Annotated in this window: 16 protein-coding genes; 10 read left to right on the top strand and 6 right to left on the bottom strand. The window is 43.4% G+C overall.

Annotation, left to right across the window (positions count from 1 at the left end; all coding sequences use genetic code 11):
* Positions 1 to 137: 137 nt before the first annotated feature.
* Positions 138 to 1,406: a DUF945 family protein gene (locus R7H07_RS04145; protein ID WP_158156193.1), complete on the bottom strand. Its 1,269-nt coding sequence runs from the start codon at positions 1,404 to 1,406 to the stop codon at positions 138 to 140.
* 186 nt (positions 1,407 to 1,592) lie between these two features.
* Between R7H07_RS04145 and R7H07_RS04140 the strand changes: the two genes are divergently transcribed.
* The 3 genes from R7H07_RS04140 (at position 1,593) to R7H07_RS04130 (ending at position 4,867) form a co-directional block, all read left to right on the top strand.
* On the top strand, positions 1,593 to 3,533 hold the full coding sequence (locus tag R7H07_RS04140; RefSeq protein WP_025766845.1) for an ATP-binding protein: 1,941 nt from the start codon (positions 1,593 to 1,595) through the stop codon (positions 3,531 to 3,533).
* Complete coding sequence (locus tag R7H07_RS04135; RefSeq protein WP_005378005.1) at positions 3,530 to 4,027, top strand: response regulator; 498 nt, start codon at positions 3,530 to 3,532, stop codon at positions 4,025 to 4,027. The genes R7H07_RS04140 and R7H07_RS04135 overlap by 4 nt, the downstream gene beginning before the upstream one ends.
* 291 nt (positions 4,028 to 4,318) lie before the next feature.
* On the top strand, positions 4,319 to 4,867 hold the full coding sequence (locus tag R7H07_RS04130) for a hypothetical protein (RefSeq protein ID WP_005378006.1): 549 nt from the start codon (positions 4,319 to 4,321) through the stop codon (positions 4,865 to 4,867).
* Between the two features lie 192 nt (positions 4,868 to 5,059).
* Here the strand turns inward: R7H07_RS04130 and R7H07_RS04125 are convergent, their stop codons facing one another.
* Positions 5,060 to 5,647 (bottom strand): TfoX/Sxy family DNA transformation protein, encoded by a 588-nt coding sequence (locus tag R7H07_RS04125; RefSeq protein WP_005378007.1) that lies wholly within the window; start codon positions 5,645 to 5,647, stop codon positions 5,060 to 5,062.
* Between the two features lie 369 nt (positions 5,648 to 6,016).
* On the opposite strand from R7H07_RS04125, the gene R7H07_RS04120 reads away from it, so the two are divergent.
* From R7H07_RS04120 to R7H07_RS04100, 5 genes are all read left to right on the top strand, one after another.
* Complete coding sequence (locus tag R7H07_RS04120; protein ID WP_025766846.1) at positions 6,017 to 6,937, top strand: HDOD domain-containing protein; 921 nt, start codon at positions 6,017 to 6,019, stop codon at positions 6,935 to 6,937.
* A 146-nt stretch (positions 6,938 to 7,083) separates the two neighbouring features.
* On the top strand, positions 7,084 to 7,989 hold the full coding sequence (locus R7H07_RS04115; protein WP_005378011.1) for a lysine exporter LysO family protein: 906 nt from the start codon (positions 7,084 to 7,086) through the stop codon (positions 7,987 to 7,989).
* A 208-nt stretch (positions 7,990 to 8,197) separates the two neighbouring features.
* Positions 8,198 to 8,710, top strand: coding sequence for a hypothetical protein (locus R7H07_RS04110; protein ID WP_017634875.1), 513 nt, complete (start codon positions 8,198 to 8,200; stop codon positions 8,708 to 8,710).
* 211 nt (positions 8,711 to 8,921) lie between these two features.
* Positions 8,922 to 10,568, top strand: a complete 1,647-nt coding sequence (gene panP, locus R7H07_RS04105) for a pyridoxal-dependent aspartate 1-decarboxylase PanP (RefSeq protein WP_005378019.1) — start codon at positions 8,922 to 8,924, stop codon at positions 10,566 to 10,568.
* 311 nt (positions 10,569 to 10,879) lie between these two features.
* Positions 10,880 to 11,734, top strand: coding sequence for a MurR/RpiR family transcriptional regulator (locus R7H07_RS04100; protein ID WP_005378021.1), 855 nt, complete (start codon positions 10,880 to 10,882; stop codon positions 11,732 to 11,734).
* Positions 11,735 to 11,810: 76 nt separating this feature from the next.
* Here R7H07_RS04100 and R7H07_RS04095 read toward each other — a convergent pair whose 3' ends face one another.
* The gene (locus tag R7H07_RS04095) at positions 11,811 to 13,055 is read right to left on the bottom strand and encodes an iron-containing alcohol dehydrogenase (protein WP_206959114.1); all 1,245 of its coding nucleotides are present in this window, start codon (positions 13,053 to 13,055) and stop codon (positions 11,811 to 11,813) included.
* Between the two features lie 377 nt (positions 13,056 to 13,432).
* Between R7H07_RS04095 and R7H07_RS04090 the strand changes: the two genes are divergently transcribed.
* Positions 13,433 to 13,699, top strand: a complete 267-nt coding sequence (locus R7H07_RS04090; RefSeq protein WP_005378026.1) for a GrxA family glutaredoxin — start codon at positions 13,433 to 13,435, stop codon at positions 13,697 to 13,699.
* Between the two features lie 175 nt (positions 13,700 to 13,874).
* Positions 13,875 to 15,557, top strand: a complete 1,683-nt coding sequence (locus R7H07_RS04085) for an aspartate:alanine antiporter (protein WP_005378028.1) — start codon at positions 13,875 to 13,877, stop codon at positions 15,555 to 15,557.
* A gap of 78 nt (positions 15,558 to 15,635) precedes the next feature.
* Here R7H07_RS04085 and fabV read toward each other — a convergent pair whose 3' ends face one another.
* The 3 genes from fabV to R7H07_RS04070 all read right to left on the bottom strand — a co-directional run bounded on the left by fabV (position 15,636) and on the right by R7H07_RS04070 (position 20,002).
* Positions 15,636 to 16,838, bottom strand: coding sequence for an enoyl-ACP reductase FabV (gene fabV / locus R7H07_RS04080; RefSeq protein ID WP_005388648.1), 1,203 nt, complete (start codon positions 16,836 to 16,838; stop codon positions 15,636 to 15,638).
* A gap of 174 nt (positions 16,839 to 17,012) precedes the next feature.
* On the bottom strand, positions 17,013 to 19,295 hold the full coding sequence (locus R7H07_RS04075) for an acyl-CoA dehydrogenase (protein ID WP_206959113.1): 2,283 nt from the start codon (positions 19,293 to 19,295) through the stop codon (positions 17,013 to 17,015).
* Between the two features lie 71 nt (positions 19,296 to 19,366).
* Positions 19,367 to 20,002: a TetR/AcrR family transcriptional regulator gene (locus tag R7H07_RS04070; protein WP_005378033.1), complete on the bottom strand. Its 636-nt coding sequence runs from the start codon at positions 20,000 to 20,002 to the stop codon at positions 19,367 to 19,369.
* Positions 20,003 to 20,269: the final 267 nt, after the last annotated feature.

Raw genomic sequence — 20,269 nt, 5'->3', positions numbered from 1 at the left:
GATGCTCATTGCTCCTGCTATGTAAATATTAAGAAATTAATATCACGTTTTCGCAGTGATAAAAACAAGAAAAGAGGTCTTACGACCTCTTTTTAAAGACTAAGCGTTGAATTGAAACAAATTCGCAACAACACGAATTACTGTTGTTGCATCAAAGCAGGCATAAGTAGAGCCACCAATGGGAACTCATGCCCATTTTCGAACTTCAATTTGCCTTCACCAATTTCTGCTTTTAATTGATAACCGCCCTCTACTTTTTCGATCAACTCCATAATAAGGAGCTCATCAATCCCTTCTTGAATAAATGGGTAATGCGTTACTAATTCATCAGAGAAGTAAGTGCTAAGTTCACCAGTAGTGGCCGTCACCAACTTCATTGGATCTTGAGTAATATGCTCAGTACCTTCAGGGATGGATAGTTGCCACTCGTTGTGGAACTTGCCGTCACCGAACGCGAGTGAAAGCTCGTTCACGGATAAATCAAAACCTTTGCTAAACAGCGTATCGACATGCGGCAATAAATTCGCAATTTCCTGCTCATCTAGCATAGGAGAGCCTTGATAGATAGACATAATTTGATCAAAAGACTGGCTATCCACATCTGCAATTGAGAAATCCAACTTAAAGTTATCGACATCCGTCCCATCAGTTAAACGTAGTTTCTTAGCATCTAGGTTTAATTGACTGTTCAGCTTATCACCAGACTCACTCATCGTAGTGTTACCACGGTAGCTCGCATTTTCAATCAAAAAGACAGGCGTCAAGTTCGCATCAACCACATCTAGCTTCTCTAGAGAGAAAGATTGCTCGCCTAACCAGTAGCCTTTTGCTTGCTTTCCTTTACCTTGCCCTGTCAATGCATTCAGATGAAGCTCTTCACCGTTTTCAAAATCCACTTGAACAGAAGGAACGGAAACTTGGTAATTGAGATCACCCAATACCGTCACATCACCTGTTACTTTTGCAGGGCTTGTAGAAACAGAAACACCTTGCGCTTCGTTACGATAATGCCAACTGTCTAGGTCGAAGATAAATGCTGTATTGCCATTTAGTTGAGTCTGGCTATGCATCGTGAGAGGCAAAAAGTCATTGTCCACCAATTTTGAATCAGCTGTTAGGCTTGTTAGACCGTGGCTAACATCACTGGTTACGTCAAACGTCGTTGGCATACCATCACGCTCTAGCTGAGTTTTAAGCTCAGGATCAACAACTGAATAACGAGTCAGCACGACTGAAGACAAGTAGCCACGCTGATACTCGACCACTTCACCTTTAATCATTTCATCATTCATATTGGTAATACCATCTTCAATGATGGACTGACCAATTTGTCCGACAGCCAATGGCCAACACAGTGCTAATGAGATAGCACCACCAATGGCGCCGATTTTTTTAAGATTTTGCATAACGTCACTTATTAGATATTTTCGGTCAGTCTACCCCAAACCACCTGCGGAGAAAACATTGAGACAAATCAGACTATTGATGCTTATTCTAGTCCATTAATCAGGAATCATACTTGGCTCCCACTCATCATGTCCTTTTATTGTTAAAGTTTGCGTGGCGAAGTTTTAACCGGAGCTAAAACATCTGTGAATCGTTATGCTGTGTTGTGTCTCGACAACAACCCAATCAGTGCTGAACAGTTTCGATTGGAGCTGTCTGCCTTCTCAAGTAAGTTTGATATATTTTCTGTCGAATCGATAGAAGAGGCTCAAAGCGCTTTAGAGTATCTAGAAGAAAGAGAACAGACTGTTGCTTTAGTTATAGCGAGCCATCACGCTCATTTTAACGGCGTGGATTTTCTTATTGGTTTAGACCGGATGCCACATACCGAGCAAGCAAGAAAAATTCTTATTAGCTGCTCGTCTGATATAGAGGCAATTCTCACTGCCGTTAATGAGGGCAGGCTCGACCACTGCCTCACTAAACCTTTGCCAGATCACGTCTTATTTAACACAGTGCAAAAAGAGCTGACCCAATTTATCTTGCGAAATGGCAAAGAAGACCTGCTAAGTTACAGTCAGATATTGGATCATCACAGCTTGTTGCGAGCGCACATCAATAACCAGATGAGCCATTATCAAGCCGGATTCTTACACGACTACCACTCGATGTCTGATGCCGAGTTAGCCGAGCAAGTGATCTCCGCTCTCCAGCAATTTTTCAAAGATAATGACGAAACAAGAGCGTGCCGTACATACTCACCTGAACATTTGTTAACCGTGGAAGGCGAGCCAAATAGCTTTTTGTGGTTTATCACCGAAGGTGAAGTGGCTCTGTACAAGCGCGATGAGCAAGGCATGCAGCGAGAGGTTGTACGCCATAACAAAGGGAATATTGTCGGAGGCATGTCGTTTGTTACTGGGGAATGTTCTTTCTCGACAGCTCTAACACTAACCAAAACAGAAGTTATCAAACTCGATCGCAACGTATTCAATAAAGTGATGCAAAGCGACTCAAACTTACTGCCTCTTTTTACAAACTTGCTCTTACGCCACTTCAACCGCCGATTGCAAAGAAGCATCAACACCAAACTGCAACTTCAAAAAACGCTCGAATCTTTAGAATCAGCCCACCAGCAGCTCATTGAAAGAGAAAAAATGGCGATGCTTGGTCAATTGGTTGCGGGAGTGGCCCACGAACTAAACAATCCAGTAGCCGCGATATTAAGAGGCGTAGAGAATTTAACGCATACACTAGAACGATTACTTAACGATGCGCCCAGTTCCGATATACAAACCAAAGGCATTGAATTACTGAACAAAGCGCAAACCTCAAAACCCGCTTCAACCGCCGAGCTCAGATCACGCGTAAAAGCGCTTAGCCATACTCTTCCAGACCGAGCGTTGGCAAAGAAAGTGGTGAGCCTTGGTTTAGAATCCGATCACGAGCTACTTACCCAACTAACGAGAAAGCAGCAAGCGTCTTATCATGCTCTCAATACACTAGAGCAATACCACAAAGCAGGTTCTACACTTCGCTCAATTAATGTCTGTGCAGCACGAATTGCTGATATGGTAAAAAGCCTGAAAGGATATGCTCGGTCAGATGATGAGACCCTGCACTATGCCGATATTCATGAGGGCATTGAAGACACCTTGGTGATTTTCGAGAACAAATTAAAAATGCACCAAGTTTCAACCGACTATGCAAACTTGCCTTCCATCCTTTGTCAACCGATCGCACTCCAACAGGTGTGGACGAACTTGGTCTCTAACGCCATTGACGCATTTCCAGAGAAAGGTGTGTTAAACATACAAACACGCCTTGTAGAAAAAGAGCACACACATTATGCCGTTATCTCATTTGAAGATAATGGATGTGGCATTCCTGAATCGCAAAGAGACGCCATTTTCGAGCTGAACTTCACCACAAAAAAAGAAGGTAATTTTGGCTTAGGCATCGGGCTGTCCATCTGCCAGCAAATCGTAACAGCACACAGAGGGTGGATTGACGTCGAATCAGAGATCGGCCAGTTCACACGAATGACCGTCTGGTTACCAGTCATCGAAGAAGGAGATGAAACATGACCAAGTATCTAATTTTATGTGTCGATGACGAACGAGAAGTCTTGGATAGCGTGCTCCAAGATCTTGCTCCCTTCGAGGAGAACTTTGTCGTCGAAGGAGCGGAATCGGTGACTGAAGCTCGGCAAGTGATTGAGGAGATGGCGGAAGAAGAAGTTCAGCTTGCGCTCATTTTATGTGACCACATTATGCCGGAACAAACTGGGATCAGCTTCTTAATCGAACTCAGTCAAAATGGTGACACAAAAGCAGCGCGCAAAGTTTTACTCACAGGACAAGCTGGTTTGGAAGACACCGTAGAAGCCGTAAATAACGCGAGTCTCGATTATTACATTGCCAAACCTTGGAAAGGTGAAGCATTGAGAAAAGCAATCGTGTCTCAGCTTACCGCGTTTGTGATTGAGAATGATGATAACCTGCTATCCTGGACTCAAATCCTTGATTCTGAGGCAATCCTCAACGCCATGGCAGAAAGAAGAGCAAGCTTTGGCGAGTAATAAAGTGTTTGGTTCTAACTTGAACTCAACGATGCTCATTGAACCACGTTACCTCGCATAGTAGAACGAGGTTAGAAAAACATCGTTACTTGTTCGAGTGAAATTCTCGGGCACTACGTATATGGCGTAGTTTTTGCTTAAACCAAGGAACTATTAAGTTAATTGACAAAACATCGACACATTTTTGTTGGTCGTGGACCTTCCTTTTTATTATGATGTCGGACAAATCAGATTACGGTTCAAGTGGTTGCTTGAATCCATGGAAATAATGAACAAGGTTTATCGTTAGTTATGCGTAAAACACTATTAGCCGCTGCCTTACTAGTGGCATCAAGCCATGCCCTAGCTGCAAACGATCGCAATGCGCCAGCAACTATGAGCAACTTTAGCTACGACTATTTCGAAGCACGTATTGGCGCAAGTCCTGTGACATTTGGTGCTGGATTCAGCAAATCAATTCACCCGAACGCGCATGTTATTGCTCGTATTGACTCTGAGTTTGAAAGTGATTTTGACTCAGCTGCAGGCTTTGGCTTCCATTCTCCGCTGAACAACTGGGCAGATCTTACTGGTGAAATGCTAATGCGCGTTGTGCAACCTTCGAATGAGAGCAGCACAGATGTTGGTATGGAGCTGAACTTAGGTGTTCGCCAATGGTTGGGCCCTCAATTAGAAGTAGGCGGCAAAGTCGGCTACGTTTCTATCGATAACGATGACGATTGGACTGGCTCTGCCTACGCTCGATTCCACTCAACAGAGCTTTTCTCTTTGGGTGCTGAAGCACGTATCAACGATTTTTACGGTGATCAGGTAATGTTCACTACGCGTTTTAAGTTTTAAGATTTGTACTGTAAGAAAAGAGCAAATTCAAAAACAAAAACCGAGGTCTCTGCCTCGGTTTTTTTGTCTAATTTAATGACTAACTCAATGAAGTGGTAAAAAACTTCAACGTCCTTTTTCCGCTTTTCACACTTGCCTTTACGACCCGCTAACTCCATCGAAACGAGTCAATCATTGTGCGATCAGCTTCGCTTAGTCACACAGTGCCAATAACTGTTTTTTACGCGGCTCTTGGATCAGTTTCCAATGTACGCCATCAGTTGCACCAGCAAATTTCCACAGTAGCTTTACATCAACATCATTACCGTAAGCCGTTTTAACTTTGTTGAAGACTTTTACAGGTCCAAGTTCTAAAAAGGTTTCTACGTCATCAACACCGGCTTTCTTGACCATACGTTCAAGGGTTAGTTGCATGTTGGGTAAGTCTCTTAAGCGTCTACTGGCAGAGGACTTTTGATATTTCCGTTCCTTAATTGAGTATTCAATTGATTTTTGTACCAGTTCATCAAGCCCTACATATCCGGATTCGAATAAATCGGTTACATCATAATAATTTACGGTTGCCGTCGTCTGTTTTTTGACGTGCTTATACTTCTCACAGCTCAGTTGAGTAAACACTTCATCTAGCCCATTACCACCACGTAAGTAGCAGCAATCATTGCTGACAAGCGCAAACATAGCATCATCGGTGAATAAACCAATACCACCGAACATAGAACGTTTTTGGTACTCACTGAAGGTGCGTACATATTTAAAAAAAGCTTGGTCTGTCATGTCCATTGACCTCTTTAATCTGAATAAATTACCCCGATTAGCGATGTCACCAGATAAACAGCAGCTTATAGCGAATTATAAATGTCGATTTGTTGGCGATATTTTTGTGAGTTGTGCTCACCAACTTGCTTAATCATACTTAACGTTGAAAAATAAGTTAGGACATAGGTCACATATAAAAAAGTATAAATTCTGCATACGTGATTAGTTTCACACTTATTGTTCGTGTGGTGATATTTTTTTGACGCATAGCATGCCTAAAACGCGCCATCATTATGATCTCGCTGGCAATTACGGGCACATAATACGCATTTAATTGATAAAGAATACGCTGTAAGGGTACACTGTACGAAAGATCTCAAGTACAGCGTCACAATGGAACATTTATCATTTTTTTGGCTGCCAAATAATAAAGATAAGCTTATAAACGCACTGGAATCCGAGTTTGCTCAGCTGGTAGAACAGTCCATCTCCACGGGTAAGATTTCGTTACCTCCTATTCCTGATGTCGTGCTTAAAATTCAGCAGTTATGTGTCGAAGAACACACCACGATTGCCGATGTTGCTAACTGTTTATTGGAAGATCCCGGATTAGCAGCGGTCGTTTTACGAGTCGCTAATTCTGTGATTTTCAATCGCAGAAATATCACCTGCAACGACTTAACTACAGCGGTATCTCGTCTCGGAATACTTCGTGTACGTGATATTGTTACCGCACAAGCGATTGAGCAACTTAAACACTCAGTTAATCTCACTAAAGAATGCAATGCCATCTTGGTGAAGAGTGCCGCGATATCTCGTGAGCTCGGTGCCGTCATGGTGATGTTGGTTCAATCGTTTCGTAGCCACGAGCCAGGCACTTATGGTCATCTAGAGCAAGAAAAGGCGTTATTGGTCGGTCTATTAGCCGATATAGGGTTATTTTGCCTAATTAATGAGTACCACTTGTACTTAGATAGGGGCAATTACTTAGACCCAGATATTGCATTGCAGATCTTCCAAACACGTTGTTCTGCCACAAGTAAACTGGTACTTGAGCGTTGGGGGTTTGACAACGACTTTAGAGAAGTATCCTCAAATGAAAAATACGAGTTAACGCGACCAGAAGTGAGTTATCTCGACATCGCTAGAATTGCGCATCATTTATTGATGTTCCGCAATCACGATGAACGCATTGACGAACATGAAGTTGAATTCAACTTAACTGGTGCAGAAGTCTTGTATGAACTTAGTAACATGAGTGATACTGACTTCAATGATCAAATCCGTGCTGTACTCAATGCTAGCGGTTTGTAATTTATCGCTTTCTGATAATACCTTATCCGTGATAAAACGATTCGCTCAAGGCTGAGCTGTGTGTGGTGAAATGTCTTTAATTTCAACCGATAGATAATTTGATTTATGCGTGTTGATGTTATCTCAAAAAGGAATCATTGAGCTTTATGTTTTCAGGGATGCTATTTATTTTCGCTCCGCTTGTGGTGGGGTATCTAATTCCTATATCTCGATCTTCGTTATTGGAGAAGATCAATCAGTCAACGTCCTACCTTATTTACGTCATTTTGTCGTTGATGGGTCTTAGCTTGGCGGCGCTCGATAATTTAAGCAGCAACTTACAAAGTATTCTCCTCTATGCGAGTACGTTTTTTTTGTGTCTAAGTGCCTGCAACCTGTTGGCTCTGCCTATTATTGATAAAATTATTCCACTCCAGACCAATCAGAATCAAAAGAAGCTACCGTTATCTTCGATGGCTTTAGAGTCTGTTAAGCTTATCGTGGTCGTTGGCGGAGGGTTAGTGGTTGGCCTGCTGTTACCCATTGATTTGAGTTGGGTAGATACAGCAAGCGAATGGATACTCTTTCTACTTCTATTTTTTATTGGTATTCAGCTGCGCAATAGTGGACTTACTCTGCGTCAAATCCTATTAAATAAACAAGGAATGGCCATTGCGGCTGTTGTCATCGCAACATGTATGCTTGGTGGCGTTCTTGCAGCGGTGCTTTTGGATCTTCCTCTTTATCAAGCACTCGCAATGGCTTCAGGTTTTGGCTGGTATTCACTCGCAGGTATTTTAATGGGTGACGCTTTTGGTCCGGTATTTGGTGGCGCGTCGTTCTTGATTGAATTGATGAGAGAGTTAGTCGCACTGGTTGCCATTCCTCTCTTTATTCGTAGCTATCCGTGCACCGCAATTGGTTATGCCGGTGCAACAGCAATGGACTTCACCCTACCCGTTATTCAAACTACCGGTGGTGTGCGTTGTGTTCCTGTTGCTATCGTTAGCGGCTTTATTTTGAGTTTATTGGTACCAGTTATGATGCTTTTCTTTGTATCACTTGCTAGCTAGATCTCAGGTTTTCGCTTTAACATCCATTACAATACGGCAAAAATTTAAATACCCAGTTAACGTCAAAGTGGTCAATATTTTTTGGCAAGACCCCTCTTTCTTTTCGTCATTCAGCCTAACGATTTGTCACGACCAAATAGAAAGAAGGGAGAAACATCAACTGATGTGCATTGCGTTAATAAAGGGATAACAACCAGAAGGAAGAAGAATGAAACGCTTTGTCGTTGCAGCGCTCCTCGCTACAAGCTCAACTTTTACGCTTGCCGCAGATCAACAATGTCTTGCTAGCAAATACGATGGCTACGTCGATGCCTCACTACAGTGGTATCAAGATCTTGTTGATTTGACGGTTACCCAATATCCAGATCTGAAAGAAGTTAGTCAATGGTTCTTGGATGGACGTAAACATCACTTTGAATTAAACCGCGAAGCGGTTCACTACTTTCTAGAGAACGACCCTAGCCGCGTTGCGACGGAACAGCCAATCGAAGCATGGTTAAAACTAGAGCAACATGACGTTAAGCAGTTAGCGACCCGAAGCGATAAGTTAGGTGAAGTTGCAAAACAGACATTTAGCGACCGTCAATCAACTAACCACCCAAAAAACTACGAGCTTCGTTCAGCATTCGCTGATCTGCTTAGTCATCCCCAACAAATTGATACCGCACTTAATAAGTACAATCAGTCAATAGAAAAGATTGAAAAGCAGAAATGTGACTAAGATTGCTCGCATTAGTCGTTGATTAGCATTCGAAAACACTAGAATGTTTTAACGTACTCAATCTAGAATTTTTTAATGTGAATATCGTAACCTTCACCTAAAATTTTCATTTCTACAACTTGGGTTTCAACAATTAAAACGGGACTTTGCGCCCGTTTTAGTTTAGATTGTGCCGCTCGCATTACCAAAATAACTACAAAGATTCTTTGCTATGGTTAAGGAACAAAAAACCGCTGATGTTAGCTTTGAGAGCTTGCTAAAGATCTTCACTGTCCCAGAAGGTCCGGACTCAACGTTAACTAAAATTGACGAGAGCCTCTCGCGAAATCTAAATCAATTTCTTCGTGAACACATCGTGGCAGAAGAAAAGCCTTTACGCGAAATCGAAAAAGACTTTTCTTCTGCTCAGATTCCTGAGCAGCCAGAGTTCGTGTCAGATCATACAGAGCACTTACTCGACACTTTGGTGTCGCACTCAGTTCACACATCTTCACCAAGCTTCATTGGTCATATGACATCGGCACTGCCTTATTTCTTGATGCCACTGTCAAAGATCATGATCGCCTTAAACCAAAACCTGGTAAAAATAGAGACTTCCAAAGCCTTTACGCCACTTGAGCGTCAAGTTTTGGGTATGCTGCATCGCTTGATATATGGTCAGAATGATACGTTTTACAATCAGTGGATGCACAGTGCAAACCACTCATTAGGCGCATTTTGTTCCGGCGGCACCATTGCCAATATCACTGCGCTTTGGGTAGCACGTAACAAAGCGTTAAGAGCCAATGGCTCATTTAAAGGTGTGGAAAAGGAAGGCCTTTTTAAAGCCATGAAGCACTATGGCTATGATGGCTTAGCGGTGCTAGTGTCTGAGCGTGGTCACTACTCCCTTAAGAAAGCAGCCGATGTATTAGGGCTAGGCCAAGAGGGTTTGGTTGCGGTTAAAACCGATGCCAACAACCGTATTATTGTCAACGACCTGAAAGCGAAAATTGTTGAGCTCGAAAAACAAAACATCAAGCCTATTGCTGTTATTGGTGTGGCTGGCACAACAGAGACAGGTAATGTTGATCCATTGCCTGAAATCGCTGAAGTCTGCCAAGCTCACGGCTGTCACTTCCATGTGGATGCCGCATGGGGTGGCGCAACACTTATGTCTAACCATCACCGTCACCTTCTTAAAGGTGTGGAAATGGCAGACTCAGTAACTATTGATGCGCACAAGCAGCTCTACATCCCGATGGGCGCTGGTATGGTTCTGTTCAAAGACCCTGACGCAATGAAATCCATAGAGCATCACGCTCAATATATATTGCGAAAAGGTTCAAAAGACCTAGGCAGCCATACATTAGAAGGTTCACGTTCGGGTATGGCGATGTTAGTCTACGCCGCAATGCACATCATAAGTCGCCCAGGTTATGAGCTTCTTATTGACCAAAGCATTGAAAAAGCTCGCTACTTTGCGGATTTAATCAAACAGCAAGATGATTTCGAATTGGTTTCTGAACCAGAGCTTTGTCTGCTCACATACCGTTATTTGCCGCCATTCATCCGTGAAGCATTAGCACAAGCAGAAGGCTCACAAAAAGAACAACTGAATGAGCTGATCAATGAGTTAACACAGTTTATTCAAAAGCGTCAGCGCGAAACGGGCAAATCGTTCGTTTCACGTACAAGACTGAACCCAGACCAATGGCAACGCATGAATACGATAGTGTTTAGAGTGGTTTTGGCAAATCCACTGACCACAAAAGAAATTTTGAGCTCAGTGCTTGATGAACAACGCGAAATCGCCAAGCAAGCACCAAATTTGATGAAAAGGATTCAACAGCTGGTTGTTGATATTCAATCGTCTTAACAGCCAGATCGAGTTACATCAATTTGAAATTTTTTTTCGTTTTGATGTAACTCAAACATCATTATCGTGCGACTAGCGCAACAAAACTTCGTTTACACATCCAATTCTGTAGTTTTTACAACATTTTGTTTGAGGCCTGTCAAATTCTCACTAAATAGTACCCGTTATTGGTTTAGACTGATTGAAGATCAGGTTTATACTGATTCCATGGCGCTGGTTGTTTTCGTTAACGCCCCACTCTACTCCGGAATCTTCGTGTTTCCTTTCGTTAGCAGAGCCAGCGAGTTGTTCTCTATACCCTCGTGAACACTATGAATACATTAGAAAAAATTCAAAAAAACCTGGAGAATTTCAGTAAATCAGAGCGCAAAGTTGCGGAAGTAATTATGGCGTCTCCACAAACTGCAATTCATTCAAGCATTGCAACGCTGGCTAAAATGGCCGACGTTAGTGAGCCCACTGTAAACCGCTTCTGTCGTCGTCTGGACACCAAGGGCTTTCCAGATTTTAAGCTTCACTTGGCACAGAGCCTAGCCAACGGCACCCCTTACGTTAACCGTAATGTGGAAGAAGACGATGGCCCAGACGCGTACACCCATAAGATTTTCGAATCGACGATGGCGTGTTTAGATGTCGCGAAAAATAGCCTAGATCCAATGCAAGTGAACCGTGCGGTCGATTTGCTAACGCAAGCGAAGCGCATTTCATTCTTTGGCCTTGGTGCATCATCTTCTGTCGCCCGAGATGCACAAAACAAGTTTATTCGCTTTAATATTCCAATTACTTGTTTTGAAGATATTGTTATGCAGCGCATGAGTTGTATCAACTGCAGTGATAATGATGTTGTGGTTCTTATTTCTCATACCGGTCGAACAAAGAGTCAGGTAGAAATAGCGAACCTTGCTCGTGAAAATGGCGCAACGGTTATTGCGATTACAGCGAAGGATTCTCCTCTAGAAAAGGCAAGCTCGCTGGCCATCACGCTCGATATTCCAGAAGATACCGACGTTTACATGCCAATGGCAAGCCGAGTTGTACAAATGACAGTGATTGATGTGCTAGCAACTGGCTTCACTCTTCGCCGTGGTACAGGTTTCCGTGAGAACCTAAAACGCGTAAAAGATGCGTTGAAAGACAGTCGCTATGACAAACTAAGCCAGTACTAAGCACTAAAGCTTAGTCAATACTTTATCTAGGGGAGCTCAAGGCTCCCCTTTTGTTTTAATGCAGCTAAGGGAGCAATCATCCTAAGTCGTTGACACTCGATAAGTCCGTTCTTGATTCCAGTACTTCAACAGAACTGACATGTTGTGCACTCTCAGCTGCGCACTCTCCGCTACAATCACAGACTTGCTGCAATATGTAAATCAAACGTTCCTGATTCAGGGGTAAAGGATTCCCTTTGATTGCCATTGATTTAAGCGCATCATTCGCCACTTGCTCAAAAGAGGTTTGGCATACTCCAAATTGAGCCAGTAGCGGTAACGCTAGCTTATCTAGCACCATATTGACCCAAAGAATTCCATCGTGTTCGTTAGCGTTTACTCGCTCGGTGACTAATTGGGCCAGCTTGCGATAACGACTTATCACATCATTCCTACCCGCGAGTTTAGCGGCGTTAATGTTCTCCTGCATCACGTGCGGAGCTAGGCGAGCCGTAATAACGCTATGGGGGGCGTCTAACTTGCCTCCTAACGCCGATGCTAACCCATGAGCGGCACCTAATTTGGCATTAGTAATCGCCATACCACCAAGCAATGCAGCGAACGATAAATCAGAGCGCGTCTTATGATTATCTTGCTTACAAGCGGCAATCACTGAACGGCTTAAACGGCGTAGCCCCTCTTCGCAGACCATATCAGTAAGAGGGTTTGGCTCACCACACACATACGCTTCCATTAAATGAGTGAACGCATCCATTGCGCCACGTCCAGATGTGTATTGGTCGGTCCCGTAAGTAAGTGTCGGGTCTACAATGGCAACGTCTGCGAGCATATCAGGGCTTCGAAGACTCACTTTCACTTTATCTTGTCCAGATTTCAGCACAGCATTTCTGGTCACTTCTGAACCGGTGCTTGCTGTCGTAGGAATTGCAATAAAATGAAGAGGCTTTGCTTTTAAAGGGACGCTTCTTCCTACCACTTCTACGTAATCGTAAACATTGCCTTGATTGGGAATAATGGCGGCTAAGGCTTTGCCCATATCGATGACGCTGCCACCACCTATCGCAACCACCATATCAGGTTGGAATTTTCTACCGAGCACTGCGGTCTCTTCTACCATCGTGATGTATGGTTCACCAACGATAGCTACGTGCTGGTAACGCATATTTTGAGCTTTAAGATATTGGATAATGGGGGCGGCTCGTTGGGTATCCTGCCCAGTAACCAGCAAAACACTGTAGCCAAATTGGTTAATAACGGATAATGAAGATTGAAGTGCACCTTCACCAAATATAATCCTTGTTGCAGTCATAAACTGAAACATACACACCCTCCCAAAAGAATATACCCAAATAACCTCTCGCCCTCTGATTTAACACTTATGTAAGAGTTGAAGTTATTTGCGTATAGCCAAAATAGATTGCTATTTTTTTAAACAAAAAAAATTGACCAATTCCACCTTGCCATCATTAACCCTTTAGAATGTATGTTTTTTATGCGTCACTTCACATACTTCAGAGCCGTAAAATAAGAACGCGCGTTTAGTTTTTATTCGATAGATTTCACCTATAGAACCAAGAGGTAATTGCCGCTTTATTTCCGTATCTGGATCGGGCATAGTTACTCCAACAAAAGAAAGCGCACTCAGCCGCTATGTTTTGTACGCTTTCAAAAAAGAATAGATTTAGGAGAAATAAGATTATGTTCGTTGTTATCTTTGGTCGCCCTGCATGTCCTTTCTGTGTTCGTGCAAAAGAGCACGCAGAAACGCTAAAAGCAAAACGTGATGACTTCAACTACCGTTACGTTGATATTCACGCTGAAGGTATTTCTAAAGCAGATCTTGAGAAAACAGTTGGTAAACCAGTTGAAACCGTTCCTCAGATCTTTATCGACCAAGAGCACATCGGTGGCTGCGACGAGTTCGAAGCATACGCGAAAGAGCACCTAGGTCTATTTGACGAGTAATAAAGACTGTTTTCAAAAAAGCCGCTTCATGCGGCTTTTTTATTATTTTTCAGCTGGTTATTACGTTAAGTCAACTAATGGTAAAACCTAAAAAAATTCACTTATCTTTTTGCTATATTTAGTTACAATTCACAGTTCTTAATCTTTTTTGGCACACACTCTACCGAGCCACACAGTGAACATAGACGTCGTATACCTTCTCGAGCAAAACCCTATCCTTCTAATCTTCGTCGTATTAGCCATTGGCCTTGCCATCGGAAAAATTCGATTTGGCAAATTACAACTAGGTAACTCTATTGGCGTTCTTATTACCTCTTTGGTAATGGGCCACCTTGGTTTCTCATTTAATGCAGAAGCTTTAACCATTGGCTTTATGCTGTTTATCTACTGCGTTGGCATTGAAGCTGGACCAAACTTTTTTGGTATATTCTTCAGAGATGGTAAGCATTATTTTATTTTAAGCATGACTGTTCTCGTGTCTGCGGTCAGCTTAACGTATGGCTTGAGTCACTATTTCGGCCTCGATTTTGGCTTATCCGCCGGTATGATGGCAGGCGCATTGACCGCAACGCCAGTACTGGTTGGTGCACAAGATGCTCTTAACTCTGGCCTTGCGACTATACCGCGGAATATGGAATTTTCTCTGGTATTAGAAAATCTATCCGTAGGCTACGCGATGGCTTATCTGGTCGGCTTAATTAGCATGATCATGTTTGCTAAATTGTTGCCAAAACTGCAAAAACAAAACCTTTCTGATTCCGCGCAGCAAATCGCACAAGAGCGTGGCCTTGGAAATTCAAGCCAGAGAAAAGTGTATTTACCCATTATTCGAGCTTACCGAGTGGGCCCAGAGCTAATTGACTGGACTGATGGTAAAAACTTGCGAGAACTGGGTATTTATCGTCAAACTGGCTGTTACATTGAACGAATCCGTCGCAATGGTATTCTCGCCCACCCAGATGGTGATGCTATCTTGCAAGAGGGAGATGAAATTGCACTGGTTGGCTTCCCTGACAGCCATGCTCGCTTAGACCCTAGCTTCCGTAATGGTAAAGAAGTATTCGACCGTAACTTGCTTGATTTGCGCATCGTTGAAGAAGAAATCGTCGTAAAAAGTGACGCTATCGCTGGTAAGCGTTTATCGGATTTGAATTTGTCTGAGTTTGGCTGTTTCTTAAACCGCGTAGTTCGCGCTCAGATTGAAATGCCTATGGACTTAGACATTGTGCTCGCTAAAGGGGACGTCCTTCAAGTGAGCGGCGAGAAAAGCCGAGTACATGGACTGGCGGAAAAAATCGGTTTCATCTCGATCCACAGTCAAATGGCCGATTTGCTCGCTTTTTGTAGCTTCTTTATTTTGGGTATTCTGTTTGGCCTCATCACAATGACGTTCGGTCAGGTGTCTTTCAGTTTGGGTAATGCGGTGGGTCTTCTGTTGTCCGGTATTACGCTTGGTTTCTTACGAGCAAATCACCCTACTTTCGGTTATGTCCCACAAGGGGCGCTGAATATGGTCAAAGATCTAGGGTTAATGTTCTTTATGGTCGGAATTGGTCTAAGTGCAGGTGGAAAGATGTTCGAGCACCTAACGCAAGTAGGACCAAAAGTCATTGGTTTGGCATTTATTGTCAGTGTTGTGCCTGTAGTTCTGGCTTACTTAGTTGGCGCACACGTACTCAAGATGAACCGTGCCCTGCTCTTCGGTGCCATTATTGGCGCCCGTACTTGCGCTCCGGCTATGGATGTCGTTAACGACTACGCTAAGTCCACCATCCCTGCCCTTGGTTATGCGGGTACCTATGCGATTGCGAATATTTTAATGACGTTAGCTGGTACGATTCTGATAATACTAAGTTAATACTCACTTTGACTATGAAATATAAAAAGGCGCTCAATGAGCGCCTTTTGTTTATTGGTTATCTAGTCTGTGATTCGATTAGATTTGAATGAAGTCTGCTTCAACTGCTGGATTCACATCCGCTTCGTAATCTACGCCTTCAACGCCGAAACCAAATAGTTTCAAGAACTCTTCTTTGTACTCAACGTAGTCAGTCAGCTCTTTTAGGTTCTCAGTCGTAATTTGAGGCCATAGCTCACGACAGTGCTGCTGAATGTCGTCACGAAGTTCCCAGTCATCCAGACGTAGGCGGTTCATCTCATCAACTTCTGCCGCGCTACCGTCTTCTTTGTATAGACGTTGGCTGAACATACGGTAGATTTGTTCCATACAGCCTTCGTGTACACCTTCTTCGCGCATTTTCTTGAATACCATTGCGATGTACAGTGGCATAACAGGAATTGCAGAACTCGCCTGAGTTACAACAGATTTAAGTACCGCAACATTGGCACTGCCGCCTGTTGCTGCTAACTTGTCGTTTAGCGCTTTCGCTGCACGGTCTAGGTCCATTTTTGCTTTACCTAGTGCACCATCCCAATAAATTGGCCAAGTTAGCTCAGTACCAATGTAGCTGTACGCGACGGTCTTACAACCTTCAGCAAGAACACCAGCATCAGACAACGCATTGATCCAAAGTTCCCAATCTTCACCGCCCATTACAGTGACAGTGTCTTTGATTTCTTCTTCTGTTGCAGGCTCAACGCTAGCTTCGATGATCACATCTTTGTTGGTATCAACAGCCGTTGATGTGTAAGTTTCACCGATAGGTTTAAGAGATGAACGAACTAATTCACCAGTTTCTGGCATTTTACGTACTGGAGATGCCAGTGAGTAAACCACCATATCGATTTGACCTAAGTCTTCTTTGATCAGCTCGATAGTTTTCTGTTTCGCTTCATTTGAGAAAGCGTCGCCGTTTAAGCTTTTTGCGTACAGACCTTCTTCACGCGCTAGCTTTTCAAAAGCAGCTGCATTGTAAAAACCTGCTGTACCTGGTTTCTTCTCAGTACCTTCTTTTTCGAAGAAAACACCGATAGTTGATGCACCGCCACCAAATGCCGCAGCGATACGAGAAGATAGACCGTAGCCACTTGATGCACCAACAACAAGAACACGCTTAGGTGCGTTTTTGATTGGACCTTGCGCTTTGGTGTACGCAATTTGTTCTTTTACGTTAGCTTCACAACCAACAGGGTGCGTTGTAGTACAGATAAATCCACGAATTCTAGGTTTGATGATCATATTCAACTTCCTTTAAAAAACCTTGTTAGGATAAAAGTTTCGTTGGGATTTCGCATCTAATTTCTGTAAAAATGCTCTTAAAAGGCAAGTGGTTGGAGCACTATCCCACCATCCACTCCCCAAGAATACAAAAAAGCACCTCATTGAGGTGCTTTTCTTAACATTAGTTGTCTATTATGCCGCCGGATTCAACTGCGACTTTTTGGGGCTATGAGTTCGCACTTCAGAAAAGTCATGATTAAAGTGGTCAACTTGAATCGCCTTGTAGCGCAATTTATCTGCAGCCATGATTTGATCAATTTCTTGCTCAGTTAACACGCCTGCTTCAAATGCTTGCTGCAAACGGTCATGCAGCAGACCTTTACGAGCCACTTTACCATCCTTGGCAGCCTTCATAAGTTTACGCTCCAAAGGTTTAATGTCGTACATTGCAAGGAATGCATTCTCCATTAAGCCTACGCTGTCATCCTCTGATTTTCCGATGTAGCACAGATGCGTGAGGCGATCACGTTGCGCGCCTGGTGTCATCATCGCTTCAGCCAAATTCACACACAGCTCATCACTTGGCTTATTGAAATGATTACCAAGCGGGAACAATAGCCCCTTAAGCACACCGCCAACGTATTTCACAGGGAAGTTGGTGTAAGCCTCATTTAATGACTTAGAAGCGTTATACAAACAGTGTTGAACAGCGTAATGAACGAAGTCTAGATCGCCTTGTTGACGGCCTTCCTCTTCATACTTTTTCAAGGCAGCAGATGCCATATATAGATAGCTTAATCCATCACCCAAACGTGCGGAGATCATTTCTTTACGCTTCAAGTCTCCACCTAAGGTTAACATCGCAAAGTCTGCACTTACTGCAAGTGCACGACTGAGACGAGTAATGTCTTTGTAGTATTGCTGCGTTGGGCCACTCATGTGCGCGTTAACAAATCGAGAACCAGTTAGTGCTGCACCAAATGCACCGAATGTATTACCGAGAGCGTGCTTGATGTGTTTAAAGAGTAAGTTGTCAAATTCTTTCGCACCTTGTTCAGAATCTGGATTCGCCGCGGCTTCCATTTCTTTTAGAACATATGGGTGACATCGAGTCGCACCTTGACCAAAAATCATCAGGTTACGAGTCAGAATATTCGCGCCTTCAACGGTGATAGCAACCGGGATACCAAGGTAATGTTTAGCAAGATAGTTCATTGGACCATCTTGAATCGCACGACCCGCGTGGATATCAAACGAATCATTTAGAATGGTACGCGCGATTTCCGTCATGTGGTACTTGGCAATCGCGGTTACAATCCCAGGTTTTTCTTTCATATCGAGAGAAGTCGTCGTTAGCGTACGCGTCGCTTCTAGTAGGTAAGTAAGACCACCAATGCGCCCCATCGCTTCTGCGACGCCTTCAAACTTACCGATCGACATTCCAAACTGTTTACGCACGTAAGCATAAGCACCTGTTGTACGTGTAGTAAGGTGACCAATCGCTGTGCCAAGCGCTGGGAGAGAGATACCACGCCCCGCAGAAAGACACTCAACCAGCATACGCCAACCTTTACCTGCGTAATCAGCGCCACCGATCAACCAGTCCATAGGGATGAAGACATCTTCACCACGAGTAGGACCATTCATGAACGCAGACCCCAGAGGATCATGGCGCTCGCCTATCTCGACACCTTCATGGTCAGCGGGAATCAACGCACATGTAATGCCAACCTCTTTCTTGTCACCAAGTAGCCCTTCAGGATCCTGCAGTTTAAATGCTAACCCGAGCACTGTCGCAACTGGCGCAAGCGTGATGTAGCGTTTATTCCAACTAACTCGCACGCCAAGCACTTCTTTGCCTTCATGGGTGCCGTAACAAACCACGCCTTGATCAGGTATGCCACCTGCATCAGAACCCGCTTCAGGGCCAGTTAGGGCGAAACAAGGGATGTCTGTACCATCAGCTAAACGAGGCAACCAGTAATCTTTTTGCTCTTGCGTACCATAGTGCGATAGCAGCTCACCAGGACCAAGAGAGTTTGGTACCATTACCGATACCGCGGTACTGATACTTCGAGTCGCAATACGAGAAACAATGGTTGAGTTCGCCAAAGCGGAAAATTCACGACCACCATATGCTTTCGAGATGATCAAAGAGAAAAATCGCTCTTTACGTAGGTACTCCCATACTTCAGGCGGTAAATCCCTGTCTTCTTTGACAATCTTCTGGTCATCAAGCATTTCTAGCAGGGTTTCAAGCTCATTATCCATAAATGACTGCTCTTCTGCCGTCAGTGTAGGCGTTGGATAATGATGCAATGTTTTGAAGTTTGGCTTGCCTGAGAATAGTTCGGCATCCCACCATACACTACCCGCTTCCATCGCCTCTTTCTCGGTGCTAGACAGAGGTGGCAATACTTTTTTGAACACTTTAAAAGCCGGGTCACTAATCCATTTTCTTCGTAGAGAGCTCATAGTTCAGATCCTTTTGTTCACGTAACCGCTCGGGGTATAATCTTATTATTGGTTTAACTTTCTTATTTGTCTTATGCCAACTGCTTTGCTGACATTCCTGCTGACAAATATGGAATCAGTAAATCGACGACAGATTTCACATCGACTTCCTTTTCAAACTTACTTTCTGCCAGCTCCGAAAGAGCTTGGCTTGAAGCCATCGTAAATACACAGGTTCCTAACGTGAAGTGCAGTCGCCAAAACAACTGTTCTTCACATAGTTCCGGGTTCGCCTTCATTATCGAGAAAGTGAAAAGGTTCAGTACCTCTTCGTATCTGGTGGTAATGAACCAGCGTAGATGACCTTGAACGTCTGTATAACCGCGGCCAATTAACAACATAAATAGCGCAGTACCATTTGGGCGTACATCATTTAATGTACGTAAAGGTAATCGCAATGACTCAAAGACATCGTCCATGTTGTAGCTATCGCGCGTGTTTAACTCAATTAATGAAGTCTTAATGCTCGGCATTAGTGCTTCTAAATACCTATCTAAAACCGCTCTAACCAGCGTTTTTTTATCGCCAAAGTGATAGTTTACCGATGCTAAGTTAACGTTAGCTTTACCTGTTATCGTTCTTAGCGAAGTATCATTAAAGCCATGTTCAGCAAAGAGTCCTTCTGCGACATCGAGTATTTTTTCTTTTGTTGATGTTCTCGGGGCCATTTTAATCACTCGTATTAAACAACTGTTTGAAAATATACTCCCGAAACTTAAGATTAACAAATGATTAACATCACACTTTAACCAATTGGTCTGACCAGACAGTAAAAGGTGTGATCTAATCTTTTGAAATTCAATCGAATACTCCAGTGAAGCTTGACAGAAGAAAGCGATCAAATTTCTCAGACCATCGCAATTGAAACGCTAACAATAGCCTTGACGGCTCGGAGTAAGCGACGAGAGTATGAAATACATCTTCGGTTCTAGGGG

This window comes from Vibrio sp. Vb1127 (genome assembly GCF_033338735.1).
Taxonomy (GTDB): Bacteria; Pseudomonadota; Gammaproteobacteria; order Enterobacterales; family Vibrionaceae; genus Vibrio; species Vibrio alginolyticus.
The sequence above is the reverse complement of the archived record's forward strand: the minus strand, read 5'-3'. Positions and strand labels throughout refer to the sequence as shown.

Bases quoted from the DNA above. Each gene is read 5' to 3' on its own strand.
- R7H07_RS04145 (WP_158156193.1), bottom strand. From the start codon at position 1,406: ATGCAAAATCTTAAAAAAATCGGCGCCATTGGTGGTGCTATCTCATTA.
- R7H07_RS04135 (WP_005378005.1), top strand. From the start codon at position 3,530: ATGACCAAGTATCTAATTTTATGTGTCGATGACGAACGAGAAGTCTTG.
- R7H07_RS04130 (WP_005378006.1), top strand. From the start codon at position 4,319: ATGCGTAAAACACTATTAGCCGCTGCCTTACTAGTGGCATCAAGCCAT.
- R7H07_RS04125 (WP_005378007.1), bottom strand. From the start codon at position 5,647: ATGGACATGACAGACCAAGCTTTTTTTAAATATGTACGCACCTTCAGT.
- R7H07_RS04120 (WP_025766846.1), top strand. From the start codon at position 6,017: ATGGAACATTTATCATTTTTTTGGCTGCCAAATAATAAAGATAAGCTT.
- R7H07_RS04115 (WP_005378011.1), top strand. From the start codon at position 7,084: ATGTTTTCAGGGATGCTATTTATTTTCGCTCCGCTTGTGGTGGGGTAT.
- R7H07_RS04110 (WP_017634875.1), top strand. From the start codon at position 8,198: ATGAAACGCTTTGTCGTTGCAGCGCTCCTCGCTACAAGCTCAACTTTT.
- panP (WP_005378019.1), top strand. From the start codon at position 8,922: ATGGTTAAGGAACAAAAAACCGCTGATGTTAGCTTTGAGAGCTTGCTA.
- R7H07_RS04100 (WP_005378021.1), top strand. From the start codon at position 10,880: ATGAATACATTAGAAAAAATTCAAAAAAACCTGGAGAATTTCAGTAAA.
- R7H07_RS04095 (WP_206959114.1), bottom strand. From the start codon at position 13,055: ATGTTTCAGTTTATGACTGCAACAAGGATTATATTTGGTGAAGGTGCA.
- R7H07_RS04090 (WP_005378026.1), top strand. From the start codon at position 13,433: ATGTTCGTTGTTATCTTTGGTCGCCCTGCATGTCCTTTCTGTGTTCGT.
- fabV (WP_005388648.1), bottom strand. From the start codon at position 16,838: ATGATCATCAAACCTAGAATTCGTGGATTTATCTGTACTACAACGCAC.
- R7H07_RS04075 (WP_206959113.1), bottom strand. From the start codon at position 19,295: ATGAGCTCTCTACGAAGAAAATGGATTAGTGACCCGGCTTTTAAAGTG.
- R7H07_RS04070 (WP_005378033.1), bottom strand. From the start codon at position 20,002: ATGGCCCCGAGAACATCAACAAAAGAAAAAATACTCGATGTCGCAGAA.